22 protein-coding genes and 2 tRNA genes are annotated in these 24593 nt (G+C 67.5%); 16 read left to right on the top strand and 8 right to left on the bottom strand.

From position 1 onward, the window contains the following. Nucleotides 1-22 precede the first annotated feature (22 nt). On the bottom strand, nt 23-508 hold the full coding sequence (tadA, locus tag LKE50_02550) for a tRNA adenosine(34) deaminase TadA (GenBank protein ID MCH3967502.1): 486 nt from the start codon (nt 506-508) through the stop codon (nt 23-25). Nucleotides 509-823: 315 nt separating this feature from the next. Between tadA and LKE50_02545 the strand changes: the two genes are divergently transcribed. From LKE50_02545 to LKE50_02520, 6 genes are all read left to right on the top strand, one after another. After that, a complete protein-coding gene (locus LKE50_02545) occupies nt 824-1588 on the top strand; it encodes a DeoR/GlpR family DNA-binding transcription regulator (protein MCH3967501.1) in 765 nt (254 codons plus the stop codon). Nucleotides 1589-1659: 71 nt separating this feature from the next. Next, a tRNA-Ser gene (locus LKE50_02540) sits at nt 1660-1746 on the top strand. Nucleotides 1747-1937: 191 nt separating this feature from the next. Then, nucleotides 1938-2570 carry a LemA family protein gene (locus LKE50_02535; GenBank protein MCH3967500.1) on the top strand — a complete coding sequence of 211 codons (633 nt, stop codon included), beginning with the start codon at nt 1938-1940 and terminating at the stop codon, nt 2568-2570. A gap of 6 nt (nt 2571-2576) precedes the next feature. Further along, nucleotides 2577-3458: a hypothetical protein gene (locus tag LKE50_02530; GenBank protein MCH3967499.1), complete on the top strand. Its 882-nt coding sequence runs from the start codon at nt 2577-2579 to the stop codon at nt 3456-3458. Between the two features lie 331 nt (nt 3459-3789). Continuing rightward, complete coding sequence (locus tag LKE50_02525) at nt 3790-5652, top strand: CBS domain-containing protein (protein ID MCH3967498.1); 1863 nt, start codon at nt 3790-3792, stop codon at nt 5650-5652. A 112-nt stretch (nt 5653-5764) separates the two neighbouring features. Then, nucleotides 5765-6955: an Nramp family divalent metal transporter gene (locus tag LKE50_02520; protein ID MCH3967497.1), complete on the top strand. Its 1191-nt coding sequence runs from the start codon at nt 5765-5767 to the stop codon at nt 6953-6955. Between the two features lie 33 nt (nt 6956-6988). Here the strand turns inward: LKE50_02520 and LKE50_02515 are convergent, their stop codons facing one another. The 5 genes from LKE50_02515 to LKE50_02495 all read right to left on the bottom strand — a co-directional run bounded on the left by LKE50_02515 (nt 6989) and on the right by LKE50_02495 (nt 11942). Continuing rightward, nucleotides 6989-8014 (bottom strand): PRC-barrel domain-containing protein, encoded by a 1026-nt coding sequence (locus tag LKE50_02515; GenBank protein MCH3967496.1) that lies wholly within the window; start codon nt 8012-8014, stop codon nt 6989-6991. 126 nt (nt 8015-8140) lie between these two features. Further along, entirely contained in the window at nt 8141-8617 is a 477-nt protein-coding gene (locus LKE50_02510; GenBank protein MCH3967495.1) for a YtxH domain-containing protein, read from the bottom strand. Between the two features lie 103 nt (nt 8618-8720). Further along, nucleotides 8721-9695, bottom strand: a complete 975-nt coding sequence (locus LKE50_02505) for a hypothetical protein (GenBank protein MCH3967494.1) — start codon at nt 9693-9695, stop codon at nt 8721-8723. A 69-nt stretch (nt 9696-9764) separates the two neighbouring features. Continuing rightward, a complete protein-coding gene (locus LKE50_02500; protein MCH3967493.1) occupies nt 9765-11126 on the bottom strand; it encodes a hemolysin family protein in 1362 nt (453 codons plus the stop codon). 108 nt (nt 11127-11234) lie between these two features. Further along, entirely contained in the window at nt 11235-11942 is a 708-nt protein-coding gene (locus tag LKE50_02495) for a hemolysin III family protein (GenBank protein MCH3967492.1), read from the bottom strand. 257 nt (nt 11943-12199) lie between these two features. Here LKE50_02495 and argC point away from each other — a divergent pair, with 257 nt between their 5' ends. The 10 genes from argC (at nt 12200) to LKE50_02445 (ending at nt 23141) form a co-directional block, all read left to right on the top strand. After that, complete coding sequence (gene argC / locus LKE50_02490; protein MCH3967491.1) at nt 12200-13261, top strand: N-acetyl-gamma-glutamyl-phosphate reductase; 1062 nt, start codon at nt 12200-12202, stop codon at nt 13259-13261. Nucleotides 13262-13308: 47 nt separating this feature from the next. After that, the gene (gene argJ, locus LKE50_02485; GenBank protein MCH3967490.1) at nt 13309-14559 is read left to right on the top strand and encodes a bifunctional glutamate N-acetyltransferase/amino-acid acetyltransferase ArgJ; all 1251 of its coding nucleotides are present in this window, start codon (nt 13309-13311) and stop codon (nt 14557-14559) included. A gap of 152 nt (nt 14560-14711) precedes the next feature. Further along, nucleotides 14712-15605 (top strand): acetylglutamate kinase, encoded by an 894-nt coding sequence (argB, locus tag LKE50_02480; protein ID MCH3967489.1) that lies wholly within the window; start codon nt 14712-14714, stop codon nt 15603-15605. A 60-nt stretch (nt 15606-15665) separates the two neighbouring features. Beyond that, nucleotides 15666-16895, top strand: coding sequence for an aminotransferase class III-fold pyridoxal phosphate-dependent enzyme (locus tag LKE50_02475; protein ID MCH3967488.1), 1230 nt, complete (start codon nt 15666-15668; stop codon nt 16893-16895). Between the two features lie 219 nt (nt 16896-17114). After that, a complete protein-coding gene (locus tag LKE50_02470; GenBank protein ID MCH3967487.1) occupies nt 17115-17264 on the top strand; it encodes a hypothetical protein in 150 nt (49 codons plus the stop codon). Nucleotides 17265-17368: 104 nt separating this feature from the next. Further along, a complete protein-coding gene (locus LKE50_02465; GenBank protein MCH3967486.1) occupies nt 17369-18139 on the top strand; it encodes an ABC transporter ATP-binding protein in 771 nt (256 codons plus the stop codon). Continuing rightward, complete coding sequence (locus tag LKE50_02460; protein ID MCH3967485.1) at nt 18129-20303, top strand: ABC transporter permease; 2175 nt, start codon at nt 18129-18131, stop codon at nt 20301-20303. The genes LKE50_02465 and LKE50_02460 overlap by 11 nt, the downstream gene beginning before the upstream one ends. Before the next feature lie 2 nt (nt 20304-20305). Next, nucleotides 20306-21739 carry an ABC transporter permease gene (locus LKE50_02455; GenBank protein ID MCH3967484.1) on the top strand — a complete coding sequence of 478 codons (1434 nt, stop codon included), beginning with the start codon at nt 20306-20308 and terminating at the stop codon, nt 21737-21739. A gap of 164 nt (nt 21740-21903) precedes the next feature. Further along, the gene (locus tag LKE50_02450) at nt 21904-22929 is read left to right on the top strand and encodes a hypothetical protein (GenBank protein MCH3967483.1); all 1026 of its coding nucleotides are present in this window, start codon (nt 21904-21906) and stop codon (nt 22927-22929) included. Between the two features lie 135 nt (nt 22930-23064). Further along, a tRNA-Asp gene (locus tag LKE50_02445) sits at nt 23065-23141 on the top strand. A 169-nt stretch (nt 23142-23310) separates the two neighbouring features. Here LKE50_02445 and LKE50_02440 read toward each other — a convergent pair. Then, nucleotides 23311-23826: a YfcE family phosphodiesterase gene (locus tag LKE50_02440; protein ID MCH3967482.1), complete on the bottom strand. Its 516-nt coding sequence runs from the start codon at nt 23824-23826 to the stop codon at nt 23311-23313. Then, entirely contained in the window at nt 23827-24549 is a 723-nt protein-coding gene (locus LKE50_02435) for a LytTR family DNA-binding domain-containing protein (protein MCH3967481.1), read from the bottom strand. Nucleotides 24550-24593: the final 44 nt, after the last annotated feature.

Here is a 24593-nt window from a genome sequence, read left to right as displayed (position 1 = left end):
GCGAGACGAGCCCGCCCTTCCGCTACCTCGCGCGCTTGGCTCGGAAGAAGGCCTTGAGCGCCGCGGCCGACTCGTCGGCGAGCACACCGTCCCTGACCTCGAACTCATGGTTGAGCCTTGGGTCATGGCTCACGTCATAGAGGGAGCCGAGCGCGCCCGCCTTGGGGTCCGGCGCACCACAGACGCAGGCATCGACCCGGGCGTTCAGCATGAGGCCGGCACACATCAGGCAGGGCTCCAGCGTGACGTAGACCGTGCATCCCGTGAGCCGCCAGCGGCCGAGGGCCGCCGCCGCGGCCTCCATCGCACGGAACTCCGCATGGGCCGCCGGGTCGACGTCAAGCTCGCGACGGTTGTGTGCGCGCGAGACGACCACACCGTCGCACACCACCACGGCACCTATCGGCACCTCGTCCTCGTCGGCTGCGGCCGCGGCCTCGGCAAGTGCCAGCCGCATCCACCGCTCGTCCTCGTCCCGCGTCGCAGCTCCGTCGCATCCCTCGGTCATGGTCGCCTCCCCGGCTCGTCCGTTCCTCTCATCTTAGTCGCCAGGTCGCTCGGGACCATCCTCGCCTCCGATTCGTGGATGCACTCGCGCCGTCTCACCCCTCCCCATGCATTTGTCAATGCATTTCCTAGCGGATTATCATCCGCTAAATAGTCGGATACGCGAGGATATGCATCGACAGACGAGAAGGTGCCGCGATGCGAGCATCGATGCCACGCGCGACGCGGCCGATACGGCGACGCCGGCATCGCGCACCGCGCCTGCATGGGCTTCTGTCAAAATGGGGGCATCACAACACGGGAGACTGGAGCGACCATGGCACTCGCAGAACGGCGTGACGCCATCGTACGCTACGTCAACGTGCAAGGAAGCATCACCTTCTCGCAGCTCAAGGCGCGCTTCTCGGACGTGAGCGAGATGACGCTCCGGACCGACCTCAAGTCCCTCGACGAGGAGCACCGCCTCGTCCGCGTCCATGACGGCGCACGCTCGGTCGAGGTGGCCGTGGGCATCGGCAGCGGCGACTCGCCGATCGCACGTGCCGGCAAGAACGTCGAGGCCAAGCACCTCATCGCCCAGAAGGCGGCCAAGCTGGTGCGCCCGGGCACCACCGTCTTCGTCGACTCGGGCAGCACCACGGCCATGCTCGCCTCGTACCTCCCCGACGAGGACTACCTCGTGTTCTCGAACTCGATCGCCACCATCGTGACCCTCTCGCGCCTCGAACGGCTCCGCCTCATCGTGCCGGGGGGCAACCTCAACCGACGCAGCATGAGCCTCAACGGGTCCTCGGCCGTGGAGGCCGTCCGCGGCCTTGCCTTCGACCAGATGTTCCTCGGGGTCTCGGGCTATCGGCCTGAGCTGGGACTCACCTGCACCACCGACGAGGAGGTCACCCTCAAGCGCACCTGCGTGCATCAGTCGGCCCAGGTCATCGCCCTCATGGACTCCGCCAAGGTCGACTGCCATGGGACCTTCTCGATCTGCGGGCTGTCGGTGGTGGACGTCGTCGTGTCAGACGGCCACCTGCCGGCGAGCTTCCTGGACGCCTGCCGCCGCGAGGGCGTGGACGTCCTGTAGGCTGGCTCACCACCCCACGGCGACGCCCCGTCCTTGCCCGGAGGGGCCGCTGTAGTAAGATGAAGCCCCCTGGAGGGGTGGCAGAGCGGTTGAATGCGGCGGTCTTGAAAACCGTTAGGCGGCTTGCCGTCTCGAGAGTTCGAATCTCTCCCCCTCCGCCCGACGTCTCGGCCGGTCGCATGGCGCAAAGCCCGTGCGGCCGGCCTCTTTCATGGCTGGCCCGGACGGTCGCCCCCGGCTCGCGGACCGCTCGCCACGACGGGTAGCCGCCTGGGCGTTCAGGGTATACTTCGGGCAACATGCTCGTTCATGACCTAGGTGCGGCACTGCCGCCCGGAAGGAGAGCCTTATGAGCCCCGTCGTCATCATCGTCCTCGTGGTCGCGGTCATCGCCGTCGCCATCGGAGGGCTCTACAACGGCATGGTCGGCAACCGCAACAAGTGCGACAACGCCTGGCAGACCATCGATGCCCAGCTCCAGCGCCGCAACGACCTCATCCCCAACCTGGTCGAGACGGTGAAGGGCTATGCCGCCCACGAGAAGGGCACGCTCGAGGCCGTGACCAACGCGCGCGCCGCCTGCACCGCAGCCACCACGCCGCAGGACAAGATGGCTGCGGACAACGTGCTCACCGGCGCGCTCCGCCAGCTGTTCGCCGTGGCAGAGGCCTACCCCGACCTCAAGGCCAACACCAACTTCCAGCAGCTCCAGACCGACCTCACCGACACCGAGAACAAGATCGTCTACGCGCGCCAGAGCTTCAACGACGTCGTGCTCATGTACAACAACTCGATCCAGACCTTCCCTGGCAACATCATCGCCGGCATGTTCCACTTCGAGCCGCGCCAGGGCTTCCAGGTGGAGGACGAGGTCGCGCGCAAGGCCCCCAAGGTCGACTTCGGCGCGGCCGCGCCTGCGCCGCAGCAGCCCTCGGCCCCTGCCCCCACCGCGCCCGCTGACGACACGAAGCCCCAGGCCTAGGACCCCATGGCCGACGAGGACGAGAACCCTCAGGACCAGCCGGCGCCCACGGCACCGGAGGAGGGAGCGCCGCTTCCCCCCGGTGCCGTGGAGCAGATCGGCTTCGACGGGATCCAGGCACCCATCCGACGCATGCGCACGGACGCCTGCTGGATAGCCTTCGAGCCCGAGGGCGCCCGCCCGTTCATCGTGGCCCCGCCCGAGATGAGGCCCGAGGACGTCCGCCTGTTCGTCGAGCAGCGGCTCACCTCGATACGCCAGCTCAGGGATCTCGTGCTCGACAGCTATGGCGACTCCCCCACGCACACGTGCCGGTATCGCTCCGGGGACATCGCCTACCTCCTGGGTAGGCCCTTTGTCATCGAGGTCAACGCCCTGTCCGAGCAGCCCCGCGGCCACGCCAAGGCCATGCGCGGGCGCACCACCATCACGGCGCGCCTCCACAACGACCTCTCCCTCGTGGAGCTCAACGTCATCAAGACCGGCGACTACGACCAGCGTCGCAACGCCTTCAACAGCTATGCGGGCACCATCCTGCTCAAGAACGCCCGCGGGCTCATCCCCCAGCTCCTGGCCGGCAAGGTGCTGAGCGAGGCGGCCGCCGAGCGCGAGCACCCGATCTCCGCCGGCATGATCCAGACGCGACCCGCGCGCAGGCCGCGCGTCATCATCGACGAGCAGCGCCACGCCACCTGGGTGTCAGACCGCCTCATCCCCTATCCCATAGACTGCCTCGCGTACGCGACCATGGCCGCCGCCGCGGACCTCGTGCTCGGCGAGGGTGCCGACCCCGACGAGCGCACGCGCCTCATAGCCTCGGGATGCCCCGGATGGGAGCGCGCACGTGCGGCCCTCCTCGACGAGAAGGGGCCCTTCGCACGCCAGTAGCACCAGCCGCCGAGAGCAGCCGCGTATCTGCGGCCCCTGACCAAACCCTTACGTCATGCGCCAACCTTTGCCACCCCACGCACGCGCATCGCGTGTACAATGGCAACGCGACGGCGCCCCCGGCCTCGACATCCCGGGAACCTCGGTCCTCTCGACCCCGTCCTCCCTATAGTCCAGGAGAAAGGTCATCGATGAAACCTCGACCTCACAGTCGATGACCCCAACGGTGTGCTCCCTTTGGTCACGCCGCGAGGGGTGTGACCGGCGCCGACGAGGCGCACATGGCACGCACGGCCTGCTCGGCCTGCGTGCGCAATCGTGAGGAGCACGCATGATCTACCTGTCCCAGATGCTGGGCAACCCCGTCCTTGACAGCGAGGGCGAGCGAATCGGTACCGTGAACGACCTGGGTATCGCCACCGGCGAGGTCTTCCCCCGCGTGACGAGCCTCGCCTTCAAGGGCCCCGGCAAGACCCCCTTCATGATCAGCTGGCGCAAGTACGTCGACTCGTTCGACGACGACGAGGTCCGCCTCAAGGTCGCCAGCACCGACATCCGGTTCTCATACCTGCAGCCTGACGAGGTGCTCGTGGCGCGCGACCTGCTCAACAAGCAGATCGTGGACACCCGTGGCATGCGCGTCGTGCGCGTCAACGACCTCAAGCTCTCGGACTCCGGTTCCGCCCAGCTCCGCCTCCTCGGGGCCGAGGTGGGGGCCCGCGGCATCCTGCGCTCGCTCTCCCCTGCCCTGGAGCGCCTCTCCCTGCGCGTCGCCCATGCCTTCGGCCGCGAGATGCCCGAGAAGATCATCGCGTGGAACTACATGGACCTTCTCGACCGCGACCTCTCCGACGTGAAGCTGTCCGTCTCGCACAAGACCCTGGACGAGCTGCACCCCGCCGACGTGGCCGACATCATCGAGCAGCTCGACCCGCGCCTGCGCAGCCAGGTCTTCGCCCAGCTCGACGACGAGCAGGCAGCCGATGCCATGGCCGAGCTCGACGACGACGAGATGGCCGCCAGGATCATGGACGGCATGGAGGACGTCGACGCGTCCAAGATGCTCTCCGAGATGGACCCGGACGATGCCGCCGAGCTCGTGAGCGAGCTCGACTACGAGCGTGCCGAGAAGCTCCTCCGCCTCATGGGCGTGAAGGAGCAGCAGGCCATCCGCCAGCTCCTTGGCTACAAGGACGACACGGCCGGCCGCATCATGACGAGCGAGTTCGTCTCGGTGAGCGACGACGGGACCGTGTCCGACGCCATCGACACCATCAAGGGCCTCGACGAGGACTTCGAGACCGTCCACTACGTCTACCTCCTCGACGAGGACAAGGGCCTCTCCGGCGTGGTGACGCTCCAGCAGCTGCTCGTGAGCACGCCCGACACCGACCTGACGGACCTCGCGGAGACCGACGTCATCACCGCCAACCCCGACGACGACCAGGAGGACGTGGCAGACGACGTCGCCAAGTACAACCTGCTCGCCATGCCCGTGACCGACGAGGAGCGCCACCTCCTGGGCATCGTGACCGTCGACGACGCCCTCGACGTCATGGAGGAGGAGCACGAGGAGGACCTCAAGATCGCCGGCGGCTCGCACGATGACACCTCGTCCGACGAGTCGGGGCACGTCCTGCGGCGCATGCTCTCCCATGAGATGTGGTTCTTCTTCTGGGTGCTGGGATTCGCCCTTCTCGGCGCCATCACCAGCACCTTCGTCAACGGCTCGTCCATGGTCGGCCTGGCCGTCGCCTTCGCCCTGCCGGTCTGCCTCAACGGCGCCGACGACATGGTCCGCTACATCACCAACTTCTTCCTCGAGTTCGACGAGGATGACGACGATGCGCCCTCCCTCGCGGGCTTCACCTTCAAGGGCCTCGGGGTCGGCATCTTCTACGCGGTGCTGGTCCTGCTGGTCGGCATCGGCGCGTCGTCGACGGTGGCGGGACTGCTCCCCGCAGGGTCCGCGAGCGCCGTGACCTTCTCGGCCATCTCTGTGGGCTTCGTCGCCTCCGCGGCGACGACCGTCATCGGCTTCGCCACGGCACCCATCTACCTCACCTGCCTGCGCCGACGCGACGACGCCGGCAAGGACACCTCGGGGCTCGCCCTCCATGCCATCGCACAGGTGGTGGCCCTGCTGCTCTTCATCGTGATCGCCTGCGCGCTCCTCGTCGGGACCCTGGTCTAGCATGGCGCGCCTCAAGCGAGAGCTCCCCACCACCAGCACGCCCCAGCGGGCGTCCACGCCAGCACCGCACGCCCGACACCAGCACCTCGACCGGCATCGCGTGCTCGCCGCCATGGGGCCCGGCATGCTCGCCGCCCTCGCCGGCGCCGATGCCGGCGGCGTCGCCACCTACTCCAACGCAGGTGCCATGTATGGCTTCGAGCAGCTCTGGACCGTGCCGGTGATGTGCTTCCTGCTCATCGTGGTCCAGGAGACGGCGGCGCGGATGGGCTGCGTCACGGGCAAGGGCTTCGCGAGCCTCATCCGCGAGCGGTTCGGCGTGCGCCTGAGCTCGCTGGCCATGCTTGCCCTTCTCATCTCGAACACCACCGTGACGCTCTCGGAGTTCGCCGGAATCGCGAGCGGCCTGTCACTGTTCGGCGTGCCCACCTACGTGTCGGTGCCAGTGTCGGCCCTGGTCATCTGGTTGCTCACCATGAGCGGGTCCTACCGACGCATCGAGAAGATCCTGCTGGCCGTGAGCTGCGTCTTCGTGACGTACGTCATCGCGGGCATCATGGTCGGCCCCGACTGGGGGCAGGCGATCTCATGCACGCTGGTCCCCCGGTTCGAGAGCGACCCGGAGTACTTCTCGCTGCTCGTGGCCAACGTGGGCACCACCATCGCGCCGTGGATGGTCTTCCTCGCCCAGAGCAACGTCGTCGACAAGGAAGCCGACGCCGACGACATCCCCTACCAGCGCATCGACACCGTCACCGGGGCCGTCGTGGCGAGCGCCATCTCGTGGTTCATCATCCTGGCCACGGGCGCGGTCCTTTACCCTGCAGGCGTCACCGTGAACGGGGCCGAGGACGCCGCCCTGGCCCTCGAGCCGCTCGCGGGCAGCTATGCCAAGGTCCTCTTTGGTGCCGGGCTTGTGGGGGCCTCGTTCCTCGCAGCCTGCGTGCTTCCCGGCATCACGTCGAGCGCCGTGTGCGAGGCCTTCGGCTGGGAGCGCGGGGCCGACCGCAGCTGGGGGGAGGCACCTGTCTACCGTGGGATCATCACGGCGATCATCGCCCTGTCGGCCGTGATCGTGCTCATCCCCGACATCAACCTCTTCGGCATCATGATGGCTGCACAGGTCATCAACGGCCTGCTGCTGCCCGTGCTTCTCGTGTTCATGGTCATCATCGCGAGCGACCATCACATCATGGGAAGCCATGCCAACGGGCGCGTCTGGAGCGGGCTCACCTGGTTCACGGTGATCATGGTGGTCGTGCTCACCGTGGTGATGTTCGCCCTGCAGGCCATGGGGTATTAGACGGCCCCGTGTGCTGGCTCTTCGGCTCGTCAGCTACTTGCTGTTCTCGTCGAACTCCTTCTTGAAGGCCGCGAACATGCCCTTGGTACGTCCGAGCTGTTGGCCGACCGCACGAGCCATGTCGTCGCCCGTCGGCCTCTTGGTCTCGACGGCCTTGGTGGCCGAGGCCTTCGAGCCCGGCTTGGCGGGGGCATAGGTCACCTTCTTCTGAGAGGTGGTCGAGGCGGCGGCAGAGGCCGTGGTCTTGCCTGCAGCGGGGACCTCGTTGACCTTCTCGACACGCACGTCCGTGAGCGGGGTCGTGGGAGCACCGTTCTCGTCATACTCGCGCTGCGAGACCTCGTCGTCGCGGGCCTCCTTGACCTCGTCGACGGCGCGCTTGGCCTTGCCGAGCGCCTGGCCTAAGGCGAAGCTGCCCTTGTCGAGCGCGTCCGACGCTGCGGCACCGGCCTTGGTACCGGCCTCCTTGGCCTGGACCTTCGCGTTGGCGTACCCCTCGCCAGCCTTGCCGGCGAGACCGCCTGCGAGCTGCTGGTCGCTCACTGAGTCATCGACCACCATATAGCCGTCATGGTAGCCCTTGACCTGGGCCATCGAGACCTCAAGGGCCCCCACCAGCGCCGTCGAGACGGAGCCGTCCGTCACATAGATGGTCTCGACCTTGCCGGTGCCGGCATCGAACGCGATGTCCGCGACGTAGCCGAGCTCGCGCCCGCCCTTGGTGCGGACGTCCATGCCGCCCCAGATGATGCAGGCGTCCCAATCGAGGTGGAGGCGCTTGCGGGCGGCGTCGTCGAACGAGTCGTCCCCACGGGTGATCTCGAGGCCGAAGTCGTTGGTGGCGAACGAGTCGTATCCCACGAAGAGGTCCTCGCGCTTGACCATGCCGGCCACATCGGGCCGGGCCACCATGAGGCCCACGAAGCGGTCGCCAGAGGGCGAGAAGACCACGGCGTGCACCTTGCCCAGCTTGATGGGCTTACGCAAGGTGCCGTCCTTCTTATGCTGATGCTTCTCGTCACGAGGCTTGTAGACCTTGCACCCCGTGAGCTGATCCATGCGAAGCACGTCCCACACCACCATTCATGAGAGGGGCGTCGCCGTATCACGGTGACGCCCCTGGACGCTGTTACCAATTGCGGAGAAGAACCGCCGAGGCGCTCGGACGGAGGAGAGGGACGAACGTCACTCGGCCTCGTCGGAGTCGGTGGCCTCCGCCGGCTCGGAGGGAATGTCCTCGACGACGTCGATGTGGACGCCCTCGGCAGGGGTCGTGCCCTGGGCCTGGGCCGTCGCGGCACTGACCTTGTCGGCCACTGAGTTCATGGCATCCTGCATGCCGGCCGACGTGGTGGCCACGGTGTCAGACAGGGAGTCGCGAAGCTGGTCCATGCGCTCACGGGCGAGGTCGACCTTCGCGCGGAGCTCGTCGGTCTTGGCATCGACCGAGGGGCGGACGTTGTTGAACTGCTCGCCGACCGAGCGTGTGCCGGTCTCGTAGGTGTCGACCGCGGTGTCCCAGGCATCGTTCATGGCGTCAGCCGCCATGGCCCTGCTCTCGGCACCGGCGCGAGGGGCGAACATCATACCGGCGACGGCTCCGACGGCCGCACCAAACAGAGTGCCCAGGACAAAATGAAGCGTGCCATTGCCTTCGCTCATGAGATCCTCCTTGTGACGACCAGGCCGGGCCAGCCCCGACCGCTCGATAACTTGCTTCTTTATACCCACTGATTCCAGGTGGAGACTCAGCGTCGTACCGCGATCACATGTCCACTTCGCCGGGGTCGAGACCGAGCGAGGGAGGTGCCGTGATGACCGGCGCGGGCTCGGGTTCGGGCTCGGGTTCGGGCTCGGGTTCGGGCTCGGGTTCGGGCTCGGGCTCGGGTTCGGGCTCGGGTTCGGGCTCGGGTTCGGGCTCGGGCTCTGGCTCTGGCTCTGGCTCTGGCTCTGCCGCAGGCTCGGGGTCCTCCTCGAAGGGGACCTCGGACTCGTCGCCCGCCGCGGTCTCGTCGTACTGCTCGGCCATCTCCGCCTCGTCGGCGGTCTCGTCCTCCTCGTACTGCTCGTCGGCCGCAGCCCCGTCATACTGCTCGGCCTCGGGCTGGTCGACGTCCTCGTCAACCGTGGCCTCGTCCTCGTCGTACTGCTCGTCGGGACCCGCCTCGGGCTCGGACCCTTCCTCGGGCTCCTCGCCCTCGGGAGACGGCTCGTAGGCCTCGATGGGATCGGTGGGACCGGCAGGTCCGGCACCGTCCTCGACGTCGACGACCTCGTCGAGCTTGGCACAGATGCCACTCACTATGGCATCGACGTCAGGGGCGGGCTCGCCGCCACCCGCATAGGCCCACTGCAGGATCCAGGCGGCACTCGACATCGCGAGGGTCGCCAGTACATCGTCGGGACATGCCACCTGCACGTCGAACGTGCGGTCGTCGTCACCCGCGGGCCAGGTACGACCGCATGAGATGTCATCGGCACGTCCGGTGCGCGCCATGATCTCGATGGTCACATGCTCGAGCAGATGGGCAAGCTCGGTGGAGGGGAGCGCGTCCTTGAACGTCGACCCGGCATCCCCCAGGCAGGCATGGTCGCAGATCTCGGGCATGAGACGGTAGACGAGCGTCGTGCCGACGAGGTCCTCACCGGTGGTGAGGGGACCTCCCTCGGCGACCCGTACGCGTGCCGTCATCGTGTTGGGGCCGATGGCCACCTTATGGATGTCGATGAGCTGTGCCATTCGTCTGCCCCCTGGCGCCTCGCGTGGACTGGTGGGACCCCGACGGGCCCCACACCGATATCGACAATACTAGTGCTTGTCGCCCTCATCTGCGCGCTCGTCGCCGCCAGTGGGGCCATCCTCGACAGAATCGCACGTCTCGGCCTCGGGCTCGGGAGCCGTCACGCGGAGCAGCGCGACCCTGCGGCCGCGCATGGACTGCACCCGGAAGAGGTAGCCATCCTTGGTGAAGACGTCGCCCGGCTCGGGCAAGGCATCAGCCTGCTCGAGCACGAAGCCGGCCACGGTCTCGTACTCGTCCGAGTCCTCGATGGGCCACCCGAGCTCGATGGCGTCGTCGATCGAGAAGCGCCCGTCGACCAGCCACTCGCGCTCGGACAGCTGGGTGAGGTACTTGTTGTCGGGGTCGAACTCGTCCTCGATCTCGCCCACGACCTCCTCGACGATGTCCTCGATCGTGATGACGCCGGCCGTGCCGCCATACTCGTCGACCACGATGACCATCTGGTCGTGCGCGGTCTGCATCTCCGAGAGCAGCGGGATGATGTCCTTGGTGTCGGGCACGAAGTCAGGCTCGCGCACGTGTCGCAGGATCGACTCGCTCGAGGCCTGGTCGTCGACGATGGGGCCGATGATGTCCTTGATGTGCGCCACGCCCACGATGCGGTCCACGTCCTCGTGGAAGACGGGGATGCGCGAGTAGCCGGTGCGCCGCATGAGCGCGAGCACGTCTCCGCAGGTCTCGGTGTCCTCGACGGCCGTCATGTCCACACGCGGCACCATGACCTCGCGCGCGATGGCGTCGCCGAGGTCGAAGATCTCGTGGATCATGGACTTCTCCTCGTCGGAGAGGTCGTCGGCGTCGGTGACCATGTACTTGATCTCGTCCTCGGAGGCGTTCTGCCGGTCGTCGGCACTTGCGATGCCCAAGAGGTTGGCAAGCCCGTCCGCAGAGGTGGACGTGAGCCACACCAGCGGCTTCACGGCCTTTGCGAAGCCGGTCAGGAAGCCCGACACCCCCTTGGCCACGCCCTCGGCGTCGGCCAGCGCGATCCTCTTGGGCACCAGCTCGCCCACCACGATCGAGAGGTATGAGACCAGCAGGGTGATGATGATGGGCGCGAGCACGTTGGCAAGGCCGCCCACCATGCCCAGCGACTGCATCCACTCGCTGAAGGGGGCCGACAGGCTCGTCGCCGCAAAGGCGGACGAGAAGAACCCCACGAGGGTGATGGCCACCTGGATGGCAGCCAGGAACTCGGTCGAGTCGCTCGCGAGGTCGATGGCGCGCTGCGCCTTCCTGTCCCCCTCGTCGGCCTCGGGCTCGAGGATCGCGCGCTTGGCGGTGACGAGCGCCGTCTCCGAGCAGGAGAAGAGCCCGTTCGCGATCGTGAGCAGGATGGTCACGAGTATGCTGATGGCGATTTCCATGAGGTGGCGCCCAGACCTCCTTGGTCTCTTGCGAAAATGATAGCGGATGCAGGGGTAACCGGGTCTCGGATGATGCCTCGCCAGACGCGGACGGTAGCCCAGGGCACCCTAGATGACGAAGAGCAGCACGGCCAGGAAGTGGCAGACGCTGCCGGCGAGCACAAAGAGGTGCCAGACGAAGTGCATGTAGCGGACGCGCTTCGCCACATAGAACGCCGTGCCGACGGTGTAGCAGAGGCCTCCCGCCACGAGGAGGGCCAGGGCCGTCCCGGGGAGAAGCACCAGGAAGGCCGGGAGCTCGATCACGACGAGCCATCCCATGCCCAGGTAGATGGCGGCAGAGAGCCACTTGGGCTGACGCTCGCGCAGGAACGTCTCGGCGACGATGCCTGCCGCGGCGATGACCCACACGGCCACGGCAAGCTGGACGCCGCCCGCATCTGCCAGCGTGACGAGGCAGAACGGGGTATAGGTCCCCGCGATGAGCAGGTAGATGGCGCTGTGGTCGAGGATGCGGAAGACCCGCTTGGCCGCAGGCGGCTGGATGGCGTGGTAGAGGGTCGAGAAGAGGTACTCGAGCAGCAGCGAGCCCCCGAAGACGATGGCCGCCGCAAGCAGGATCCCCCCACCATCAGCGACGGCACGCACGATGAGCAGGACCAGGGCGGCAATCGCGAGGAGCGCGCCCACGCCATGGCTCACCGAGTTGGCGATCTCCTCGCCCACGGTATAGAGGCGGGCCGGGGTCGCCGAGGACGCGCCCGCGGCGTCTGCCAGGGGCGTGAGGTTGGTACTTCGGGGATTGCCGTCATTCATGGGTGCTGCCTCTCGTATGGGTACGTTGTCCACACTATACAGGTATCAGCAGGTATGTGGCGAGGCGTAACAGAAACGTCAAGCATGGTGCACCCCTCCCTGCCACGTGCCCGCCGTATGTGCGCTTCTGGTAGTCAATGCATCAGATGGCATCTTCTGCGTCATTTCATGCATAACTGCGCATTGAAGCTTGCACCGTTCCTCTCCTTGGCCTAACCTAGCTGCACATTCGTAAGCCATCGGCAGGGAGGCCCCGCTTGATACGTGTCGCCATCATGGGTGCAGCAGGCTATGCGGGCGTGGAGCTTGCCCGGATCGTGCTGGGCCACCCCGACCTCGAGCTCGCGGCCATCACGTCCAACGCCGACGCGGGACATCGCCTCGACGCGGTCTACCCGTCGTTCGCCGGTGTCACCGACCTGGCCTTCGTCGGCCACGACGACCCGTCGGTCGCCGCCTGCGATGCCGTGTTCCTGGCGCTCCCACACACCGCGAGCATGCCTCGCGTGCCGGCACTCCTTGAGGCCGGCTGCTCGGTCTTCGACCTGTCGGCCGACTTCCGCCTCCCCGACAAGGACGTCTACCGGCAGTGGTACGGCGTCGAGCATGTCTGCCCGGAGCTCCTTGCGCGCGCCGTCTATGGCCTTCCCGAGCTCTTCGGCGCCGACCTGGCCGCCATGGCCGAGGCGCACGCCGCAGGTACGCCCGCCCTCGTGTCCTGCCCGGGCTGCTACCCCACGGCGAGCACCCTCGCCGCCTGGCCCCTCGTCGCCGCAGGCCTCGCGGAGGGCACCATCGTCGTCGACGCCATCTCGGGCGTGACCGGTGCCGGACGCACGCCGTCGGCCCGCACGCACTTCTGCTCGGCCGACGAGAACCTCGAGGCCTATGGCGTGACGACCCATCGGCACACCCCCGAGATCGAGCACAACCTGGGCCGTGCCGGCCATGGGGACCAGCAGGTCGTCTTCACGCCGCACCTGGCACCGCTCGGGCGGGGCCTGCTCTCGACCGTCACCGTGCAGCTCTCACGCGAGGTCGGCCAGGACGAGGTCTCGGCCCTCTACCATGAGGCCTACGACGCCTGCTCGTTCGTCTCGGTCTGCACCGACGGGACCCAGCCACGCACCGCCTCGGTGGTGGGCACCGACCGCGCCCAGGTCGCTGCCGTCGCAGACGCGCGCACGGGACACGCCGTCGCCACCTGCGCCATCGACAACCTCGGCAAGGGCGCCGCCGGCCAAGCCGTGCAGTGCGCCAACATCATCTTCGGGCTCGACGAGCAACGAGGGCTCGAGGCCATCCCGCGCGCCGTCTAGCGCGCCCCGCCCCCCCCCGTTCCTCTCGCCTCGTCAGAAGGACCCTCATGACAGCGTCCGCATCCATGCCTCAGATCGAGCCCATCCTGGGTGGAGGGGTCACCTCGGCCCCGGGATTCACCGCGGCCGGCATCCACACCGGGTTCCGTCGCAACCCGTCACGCCTCGACATGGCCCTCGTCGTCGCTGACGAGCCCTGCCCCTGTGCCGGCACCTTCACACAGAACCCCTTCGCGTCGGCGCCCGTCCAGGTGAGCCGCGACCATGTCGCCAAGGGCATCGCCAAGGCCGTCGTCGTGAACTCGGGCAACGCCAACGCCGCCACCGGCGACCGCGGCATGCTCGTGGCGCGCCAGACCTGCCAGCTCGCCGCCGCAGAGCTGGGGTGCTCGCCCGACGAGGTGCTCGTCTCGTCCACCGGCGTGGTCGGCGTCCCGCTCAAGATGGCCCCCTTCGAGGCCGGCATCCCGCGTGCCCACGCCATGGCATCGGTCGCCGGCGGCACCTACGCCGCGAGCGCCATCCTGACCACCGACACCTTCGCCAAGGAGTTCGCGGTCTCCTATGTGAGCGAGGCCCCCGGCTACGAGGGGACCCGCTTCACCGTGGGCGGCATGACCAAGGGCAGCGGCATGATCATGCCGAACATGGCCACGATGATCGCCGTGGTGACCACCGACGCGCCCTTCGACCACGAGACGCTGCAGCATGCCCTTCTCCGCGTGGTGGACGAGAGCTTCAACAAGGTCATCGTCGATGCCGACACCAGCCCCAACGACACCTGCCTCCTGCTGGCGAGCGGGCTTGCCGCATCCGCACCCATCCAGGAGGGTTCGGCCGCCTTCGAGGAGTTCGTCGCTGCGCTCGACCGCGTCTGCGAGTACCTGGCACGTCTCATCGCCATGGACGGCGAGGGATCGACCAAGCTCGTCACCGTGAACGTCGGCGGCGCCGTCGACGATGCCGACGCCGACCGGGCCGCGCGCAAGGTCGCGAGCTCGACGCTGGTCAAGACCGCCATCTTCGGCCATGACTGCAACTGGGGCCGCATCGCCGTTGCCCTGGGCACGTCAGGTGCCGCCTTTGACGTCCACGACGTCGCCATCGACATCATGGGCATCCCCGTGTGCCGTGGCGGCATGGCGATGAGCTTCGACGAGGACGAGGCCCTGCGACGATTCGAGTCCGACGAGATCGTGATCGACGCGGACCTCGGCGCGGGCGATGCGTCGTGTACCATCTGGACGTGCGACCTCACCTATGACTACGTCCGCATAAACGGCGACTACCGCACGTAGGCAGGCCACGACGCCTCGGGTTCGCCTCCGGTGTGCACCATCCACGTTGCGGATGGTCGTAACATGGACGAGGCACACCGGAGGCGGGCAGGCGTCTTCCACAGATCCGATGCGCGCCCCATCGCAAGGAAGCTTCGTCCCCGGGAGGGACCATGGAGTACACGCAGGACATCCGCACACCCCGCTACGCCCAGGAGCGTGCCCGCACGCTCGTCGAGGCGCTCCCCTGGCTCAAGTCAGCCGCAGGCAAGACGCTCGTCATCAAGTACGGTGGCGCCGCCATGGTCGACGACGAGCTCCGACGCGAGGTCATGGAGGACATCGTCCTCCTCAAGTACCTGGGCGTCCGCCCGCTGCTCGTGCACGGGGGCGGCAAGGCCGTCTCGGCAGCCATGGAGGCGGCTGGCATCCCCGTGGAGTTCAAGGACGGGATGCGCGTCACCACACCCGAGGCCATGGCCATCGTGCGCGAGGTCCTCTCGGGCACCGTCAACTCGGGTCTCGTCACCTCCATGAACGTCCACGGCGCGCTTGCCGTGGGCCTGTCGGGGATGGACGCCAACGTGATCATGGCCGAGCCCATCTCGGCCGAGCTCGGCCGTGTGGGCCGCGTCACCAGCGTGAACGCCGACTACCTCATGCGCCTGCTCGACGCCGACTACATCCCCGTGCTCTCGTCGATCGCCTCCGACGGCCGAGGCGGCTGCCTCAACGTCAACGCAGACGTGGTGGCCGGCGCCGTCGCCGAGGCCGTAGGAGCCCACAAGCTCGTCTATATCACCGATGTCGACGGCGTCTACGAGGACTTCTCGGACAAGGGGAGCCTCATCGCCCGCATGACGGCCGACGAGGCCGAGGCGCTCGCCGGGACGGGATCGCTCTCGAAGGGCATGATCCCCAAGATCGACTCGTGCGTCTCGGCCATCCGCGCCGGCGTCTCGCGCTGCCACATCATCAACGGCACGCGTCCGCACTCGCTCCTGCTCGAGATGCTCACCGACGAGGGCATCGGCACCATGGTGACCTCCGAGCAGGACGCCGGCTAGCAGACGCGGGCCAGCCGCCGCATCACCCCGCAGAACCCACTTCCACCCAAGGAGTTTCCCATGGCATTGGCACAGGAGAAGGACCTCGACGAGAAGTACGTCATGCACACGTTCGGTCGGTTCGACGTCGAGTTCGTGGGCGGTCATGGCATGACGCTCGTGGACGAGGACGGCACCGAGTACACCGACTTCCTCGCCGGCATCGGCGTCTGCTGCCTGGGGCATGGCAACCCCGTGGTCCTCGACGCCCTCAAGGGGCAGGCCGACAAGCTCGTGCACTGCTCGAACTACTTCTACATCGAGCACCGCGGCGAGGTCGCGCGCCGACTCTCCGAGCTGGGTGACGAGGGAGCCACCGGTGCCGAGGCCACCGGCTGGAAGACGTTCTTCGCCAACTCCGGCGCCGAGGCCAACGAGTGCGCCATGAAGCTCGCGCGGCTGCGCGCGCACCGTGCCGGCAGCACCGCCAACACCATCGTGTGCCTGCGTGGGGGATTCCACGGCCGCACGCTCGAGACCGTCGCCGCCACCATGCAGGCCCGCCTGCAGGACGACTTCCAGCCCCTGCCCATCGGCTTCGTGGCGGTCGACCCCAACGACGTCGCACAGCTCGAGGCCGTCATGGCCGACCCGGCCCTCGGCGTGGTCGCCGTCATGCTCGAGCCGATCCAGGGCGAGAGTGGCGTCCACCCGCTCACGACCGAGTACCTCAAGGCCGTGCGCCGCCTCACCAGCGAGCACGATGCCCTCATGATCGCGGACGAGGTCCAGACCGGCGTCTTCCGCTCGGGCCATCCCTTCGCCTTCCAGCTTGCCGGCATCACGCCCGACATCTTCACCGTGGCCAAGGGCATCGCCGGCGGCGTGCCCATGGGGGCCTGCATCGCGCGCGCCGACATCGCCGACACCTACCATCCCGGCGACCACGGCTCGACCTTCGGCGGGTCGAACCTCGCCTGCGCCACCGCGGACGCCGTCCTGGCCGAGCTCGACGAGGGCACCTTCTGCGGCACGGGATACCGCGAGCACGTCACCTCCGTGGGAGCCTACCTGCAGAGGAGGCTCGCCGAGCTCCCACACGTGAGCGACGTGCGCGGAGCTGGCCTCATGGTGGGCGCGGACCTCGTCGACGCCCCCGACGCGCACGAGGTCGTGCGGCGCGCCCTTGCCGACGAGCACCTGGTCCTCAACGCGACCGGCGACCACACGCTACGCTTCCTGCCGCCCCTGGTCTGCGAGGAGTCCCATGTGGACGCCCTCGTCGAGGGCCTCTCGCACATCCTGGGCTAGCAGCCCGCACGTCCCTCTCGACACCTCGGACATGACGACCCGCACCGACCACCCCGGCCCGTGCGGGTCGTCCTTATATGTGCGGGCATCGCCCAACCTTACAGAAGCGTCACCCACTCGTAAGCCACTTCGATGGCACCTCCCGCCGCCGCACCCGATGATGGTCTCGTACGGAACGGATGGCGCCGGCGAGCGGCCGGCCATACGAGAGGGGAAGACATGCTCCGTCAGGCAAACGCAAGCTTCTGGGAGACCAACGAGGCCATGGTCGCGGGCGAGATGAGCCAGGGCCGGCGCGTGGCCTGGGTGCTCACCATGGCCGTCGCCGGCATCATGATGCTCGCCACCCTCTGGTTCTGCACGCGCTAGCCGCCCGGCCCCACCGTCCGTTGGCGGAGGGCCGGCGCGGTTCCTATGGGTCGCGCCCGGCCGGTCTGCCATGCTTGTCACAACACGCTACGAAGGGAATCACCATGTCCAAGGTCCTCCAGGTATCCAACGTCGAGAAGCTCTACGGGGGCGGGCGCGGCTCGACCACGCAAGCGCTCGCGGGAGTCTCGTTCGACGTCGAGAAGGGCGACTACGTCGCCATCATGGGGCCATCGGGATCCGGGAAGACGACGCTGCTCAACTGCATCGCCACCATCGACCGCCCCACGTCGGGGACCATCCTCATCGACGGTGCCGACGTGTGCCGCCTGCGCTCGCGCGAGCTCGCGGCGTTCCGTCGCGACCAGCTCGGCTTCATCTTCCAGGACTCCAACCTGCTCGACACGCTCACCTGCCGCGAGAACGTGGCGCTGCCCCTCACCATCGCCGGTGCCCACGCGCGCTCCATAGACCCGGCGGTCGAGGCCATCGCCGGCCAGCTCGGCGTGGCCGACGTGCTCGAGAAGTACCCCTACCAGGTCTCGGGCGGCCAGAAGCAGCGCGTGGCCGCGAGCCGCGCCATGGTGAGCAACCCCACGCTGGTGCTGGCCGACGAGCCCACCGGCGCCCTCGACTCCAAGAACGCCAAGCTCCTGCTCGAGTGCTTCGACGACCTCAACGAGAAGCTCGGCGCGACCATCCTCATGGTCACCCACGACTCCTTCGCGGCAAGCTACTGCCGCCGGGTCCTGTTCATCCGCGACGGCAAGCTCTTCACCGAGCTTACCCGCGGCGACATGCCACGACGCCAGTTCTTCGACCGCATCATGCAGGTCGTCGCCATGATCGGCGGTGAGCAGGAGGATGTTCTTTAGGCTCGCGCTGGGCAACGTCCGCAGGAGCCTGCGCGACTATGCCATCTACTTCGTGACCATAGCCCTGGGCGTGGCGGTGTTCTATGCGTTCAACACCATCTCTAACCAGGCGGCCTTCCTCTCGGACAGCACCAACACCATCCTCGAGATGCTCTCGGGCAGCATGACCGTGCTCACGGTCTTCCTCGCGATGGTGCTGGGCTTCCTCATGGTCTACGCCAACAACTTCCTCATCAAGCGCCGCAAGCGCGAGCTCGGCCTCTACCAGATGCTCGGCATGACGCGTGGGCAGGTCTCGCGCGTGATCTCGCTCGAGACCCTGCTGGCGAGCGTGGCGTCGTTCGCCGCCGGGATCCTCGTCGGCGTGCTGGCGAGCCAGCTGCTCGTCTTCGTGACGGCCAGCCTGTTCCACGACTCGATCACACAGTTCACCTTCATGTTCTCGCCGTTCGCCTTCTTCGTGACCCTGGGCTGCTTCGGCATGATGTTCGTCCTCATGCTGCTGCTCAACCTCCGCACCATCAGCCACGTCAAGCTCGTGGACCTCATGGGCGCCGAGCACGAGAACGAGCACGTGCGCGTGCGCAGCCTGCCCGTCTCGCTCGCGATGTTCGCCGCCGGCGTGGGGCTCATCATCTGGGCCTACGTACGCCTCGAGGCCTCGGGGCTCCCCGTCTACGGGCCCGACCAGTACCAGCCCTTCCTCATCACCACCGGCATCGTCTGCGCGGGGACGTTCCTGCTGTTCTTCGGCCTCTCGGGTGCGCTCGTGACCTTCTCGCGCATGGTGAAGTCGCACTACTACCATGGCCTCGCCATGTTCACGACGCGCCAGCTCTCGTCGAGGATCACGTCAGCCTCGGCCTCGATGTCCGTGATCTGCCTCGTCCTGTTCCTCGCCATCACCTCGGTCACGGGCGGCATGAGCATCTGCACGCTGCTGAACCAGGACCTCGAGGCGCACACCCCCTACGACGCCTCCGTCACGCTCAACTACTACGACGAGGAGTCGCTGCAGGAATTCGAGGGTTCCGACTCGATCGCGCGCGCTGCCGCGACCAGGCCCGCCGACCTCGCGCAGCTCCTTGCCAGCGCCGGCCTCGACCCCAGCACCGTCTCGAACTCGCACGCACAGGTGACCATCTATTGGCCGACCGGCGACGCCGGCGTCAGCTTCAAGACCCTGGCTGACGAGAGCGGCGCCTCGCTCCCCTCGATCATGGAGGGCACCGACACCGCCAGCTCGTACCTCTTCCTCATGAGCCAGTCGGACTACAACTCCCTGCGCTCCGCCATGGGAGAGGCACCGGTCGACCTCGGGCAGGACGGCTACCTCATCACCTCCGACATCGGCGACGAGGCCTCGGCCTTCTATGACAAGGTCTGCGCCAGCGGGGAGTCCCTCCCCGTGAACGGCCACTCCCTGCACCCCCTCCAGTCCACCTGCGTCACCGGCACCTCGGCCGTGATCGAGATCGCGAACGTCGGCGACAACTCCGGCACCATCGTGGTACCGGACAGCGTGGTGTCCGGCCTTACGCCCTACAGCACGACACTCAACCTGCGCTACTCAGGCAGCACCGAGGACGGCGACGCCTACGTCCAGAGGATCAACGACACGAGCAGCGGGACGCAGTCCGATACCGCCACGGCCCTGTCGGCGACCAACGACGGGCGCCTCCGCGCCTACGAGGGCGCCGCCTCGACCGGCGTGGTCTCCCACTCCTACACCAAGACCGAGATCACGAAGAACGCCTACGGCGTGACGGGCACCATCGCGTACATGGCCGTCTACATCGGGTTCGTGCTCGTCATATCGTGCGCCGCCATCCTGGCCATCCAGCAGCTCTCGGACGCGTCGGACTCGGCACCGCGCTACCGCACGCTCTCGGAGCTGGGCTGCTCGCGTGCCGCGGCCGACCGGTCGCTGCTGGCCCAGACGTTGTTCTACTTCCTGTTCCCCCTGGGCCTGGCCCTGCTCCACTCCGTCGTGGCCCTGCGCTCCGTCACCAAGGTGGTCTCGCTCTTCGGCCACCTCGACATCACGAGTGCGGCCATGAGCTGCGGTGTGCTGTTCCTGATCGTCTATGGGAGCTACCTCGTGGTCACCTACCTCGTGGCCCGCGGCGTCGTGAGCGCCCACATCGTCAAGGCGAGGGGGTAGCCATGCCACTCACGCTCAGGCTGGCCCACGGCAACGTGCGTCGCAGCATCGGCGACTACGCCGTCTACTTCGCGACCCTCGCCTTCGGTGCGGCACTGCTCTACTCGTTCACGTCGGCTGGCACCTTCCTGGAGACCCTCGACCTCACCGACCTGCAGAGGTCGGTCCTGACCGCGGACTCGCTCAACACCATCCTCCAGGTGTTCTCGCTCCTGGTGGTCATCATCTTCGCGAGCATCGTGGTCTCGGCCAACCGCTTCCTGGTGCGCCGCCGCAAGCGGGAGTTCGCGCTCTACGGCCTCCTGGGCATGCGCGCCGGCCAGGTCTCGCGCATCCTCGCCCTCGAGTGCCTCATGGTGGGTGCCGTCTCGCTCGCGGTGGGAATCGCCGCAGGCGTGCTCCTCTCGCCGGTCTTCGGCCTCATCACGGCCGCCGTCTTCGAGGTGCCCTGGAGGTTCGCGCTCGTCGTCTCGCCCTCGGCCCTCGGCTGGACCGTGGGATGCTTCGTGGGCATGACGGTCCTGTCGACCATCGTCAACGTGGTCGACATCAGGCGTCGCCCCCTGCTCGACCTCGTGAACGCCGACAAGGCCGGCGAGAGGGACCACGTCACCGGACCCGTGCGCACCACGCTGACCCTCCTCGTCGGCCTTGCCTGCATAGGTGCGGTCTGGTTCGTCTGCACGACCCTCCCTGACGCCTTCTTCATGGCCATACTCCCCATCTGCCTGCTTGCCTACTTCGGCACGAAGGCCGTCATGCGGGCTGGTGCCTCGATCGCTGGCGCCGCCCTGCGCAGGAGCCGCACGCTCTACCTCCGCGGCCTCCGTTGCTTCGTAAGCCGCCAGCTCGAGGGCAGGGTCGTGAGCTCGTGCTCCACGCTCACGTCGGTCTGCGTGCTCGTGGCCCTGGGCGTGTGCCTGGTCGCCGGCGGCTTCGCCTTCGTGGCAGGGGCCCATGGCCAGGTCGACTTCTCGATGCTGGGCGACCCGACCGTCACGGCCGAGCAGGCGGCAGACGACATCGCCAACCTCAGGCAGATGCTCGCCCTGTTCGCGTTCATCTCGTTGTTCTATGGGGTGACCTTCATGGTCTCGGCCGCGGCGATGCTTGCCCTCCAGCAGCTCTCGCAGACCGAGGACTCGCATGCGAGCTACCTCATGCTCGACGAGATCGGCTGCGATCGCCACATGCTGGCCGGCGCGGTCCGGCGCCAGGTCGGTGCCTACTTCGCCGTCCCTCTCGCCATGGCGCTCGTGCACGACGTCTTCGGCATGCGGTTCGTGGCCTACCTCACCGGAGCCTTCGGGGTGTCTGGCGCCGTCCCGGTCATGCCCGTGGTCCTGCTGACCGTCGCCGTGATGGGCGCCTACTACCTCATCACCTGCCGACAGTGCGTGCGTGGGGTCGCCACGGCCTGCGCGGCAGGACGCTAGGACCACGACATCCCATCAGGAACGCCCCCAAGGCCCCCGGTCGCCACCATGCGCCGGGGGCCTTCCCCATGCGTCGCCCTCCCTCACCCGGGCCTCCATTCCCCTGCGCTAAGATGACGTGAGACAAGAGGGCACCACCATCCGTGGCACGACGAGGAGCATGCATGGTCGAGCAAGGCAAGGGCGCAGACGACAAGGACGCCAAGGTACGCGCACGCAAGCCGCATGCACGCCCTGCGGGCCACTTCTCCTCCCCCAGCGCACGCCCGCGCCCGGTCACGAGGATCCCCCAGCAGGGAGGGACCCCCGCGGCCAGGAAGCCTGGTGCCGCTGCCACCCCGCTCACGCCCTTCTCCGCGGCCGGCGAGGGACACTCGGCCGTGGGGTTCGGCTCAGGCCAGGTGCGCTCCGCCGTGGGTCCCGACCCGGTCGAGGAGGCCCCGCGTCCCATCGGCGTCGACCCTGCCGAGACAGGCGCCTTCACCAAGCTCTCTGCCGACGAGGGGGCGGTCATCCCCACACGCGACACCGCATCCGCGGCAGCTGACGCCGCACGCGAGAGCCTCCGCGGCACGTCCTCTGACTCCGTCAGGCTCTCGAGCCGTCGCAGGCCGGTGATCGATCGCCCCAAGGAGTCCTCCCCCAAGGACAAGCGCATCATCGCTGCCCTCGGCCTGGCGGCCCTCGTGGTGGTCATCGCTCTCGTCATGCTCGTCCGCAATGCCGCAGAGTCGACCACGGGCATCACGCAGGGATCCTATGACCAGCAGGCGGCCGTCACCGTGGGCAGCTCGGTCAACTATGGCGACTACACCTTCTCGCTCGCCCAGCCCGACGGCAGCACATGGGCCCTGGTGCGCAGCGGCTCGTCCTCCGAGACCGCCGCAGCCGCCACGGCCGCGCCCACGACCGGCCAGTCATCGGGCACGAGCGTGTCGCTCGTGCAGCTGACGGGCACACCCGTCTCGCTCGTCCTCTATAACGGCACCTTCTACATCGGCGAGAACCTCGACGGGTCATGGGACGTCATCTGCTACGTGATGGGTGACGGGTCGGTCGCCTCCCAGCTCGTGGGATCTGACAACAATCCGGTGGGTGGCTCCGGCTCGCTCGCCTCCTGCACGCTCGACGGCTCGAGGCTGGCGCTCACCGACTCCGAGGGCAAGGTCACCACGATCAACCTCGACTAGGCGCGACGGGAAGGACGTCATCGTCGAGATTCCGCCCATCATATGCAGCTCGCATGGGTTGGCAGGACTTTTTTTGGCTGCCATCTAGACAGGAGACCCACTTCTCAGGTACGATAGCTCCCGCACCAAACGTTCGGGGTGTTAGCTCAGCTGGTTAGAGCGCCGGCCTGTCACGTCGGAGGTCGCGGGTTCAAGTCCCGCACATCCCGCCATAGCATGTTCGAGGGCCCCGGGAAACCGGGGCCCTCTGCTTTTCTCGTCCCTCTCCCCCTACGCACGGGAGGCTCGGTCGGCGCGGGTGCATGGGCGTATCTCACCGGCCCCCCAGAGCCTTGCGCGCAAGGCTCTGGTGCCAGGGCCCACCGGGCCTCTCATAGGCCCCTAGAACCAGCCGTGGCGCTCCCTGGTGGCCCAGTCTGGGTCGAGAGGGACGATCGTTGCCGTCCTGACCTTGCCGCCCACGATGATGATGCGTCCCATGGTGGGGCCCATCTCGCCACGTGGGAAGGTCGTGCTCCCCGGGTTCATGACATAGGTGCCGCCGCGATGCCTGCGCACGAACGGGTCATGGGTGTGGCCGCACACCCCCACGTCGAACTCCTGCCCGACAATCGACTCATGGTAATGGGCGACGCAGAACAGCAGGTCGTCCACGTAGAAGCGTACGACCTTCTTGACCTCCGGGCCGTAGTCGTAACCCCAGTCGTTGTTGCCGAGGCACAGGTGGGTCGGGGCGATGCCACGGAGCGTCTCGTAGTCGGCACGGCTCGTGATGTCACCGGCGTGCACGATGACGTCGGCACCGGCAAGCTGCGCGAGCAGCTCCTTCGAGAGGTTGCCATGGGTGTCCGAGATGACGTCGACCCGCGTCATGCGAGGGCTGGCATCCGCGGCCATCTAGAGTCCCAGCGCCCGCTTGAGCTGCACCACACGGCGCCTCGAGACCGAGATCTTCTTGCCCTCGATGCCATTCAGGCCCAGTTGCAGGATCCCGCTCGAGATGACCTCGGCCTCCTCGACATACTGGAGGTTCACGATGTAGCCACGATGCACGCGGAAGAAGCCGTGCGGCGAGAGCTTGCTCTCGAGCTGGGCGAGCGAGATCGTCGAGAGGTACCGGTCCGTGTCGGTATAGATGCAGGAGTAGTCGTCCTTGGCCTCGATGTAGCGGATCTGGTCTATGGGGACGAGCACCTTGCGGCCGCTCTTCTCGACCGGAATGCGCTCGACCGAGGAGCTGGGCTGGGAGGTCGGTGCCGTCCTGGCCTGGACCTTGTCGAGGCAGGTGTTGAGGCGGTCCGTCTCGACCGGCTTCATGAGGTAGTCGACCGCGTCCACGTTGAACGCCTCGAGGGCGTACTCGCTATAGGCGGTCACGAAGACCACGGCCGGGGGGTTCTTGAGCTTGTGGAGGGCCTCTGCCAGCTGCATGCCGCTCGTCTTGGGCATGGAGACGTCGAGGAAGAGCACGTCAGGACGGGCGTCCATGAGCTTCTCGACAGCCTCACGCGCACTCGAGGCCTCGGTGATCGCGCCGTCGACCCTGCCCGTCTCCTCCAGGAGGTAGCGCAGCTCCGAGCGCGCGGGGGCCTCGTCGTCGACGATCATGGCATGCAGCATACAAACACCTTCCATTTGTCCCCTGCTGACGCGATGCCAGGCCA

This window comes from Atopobiaceae bacterium, assembly GCA_022483015.1.
Classification (GTDB): domain Bacteria; phylum Actinomycetota; class Coriobacteriia; order Coriobacteriales; family Atopobiaceae; genus JALCUE01.
This window is presented reverse-complemented; position numbering and strand designations above follow the sequence as displayed.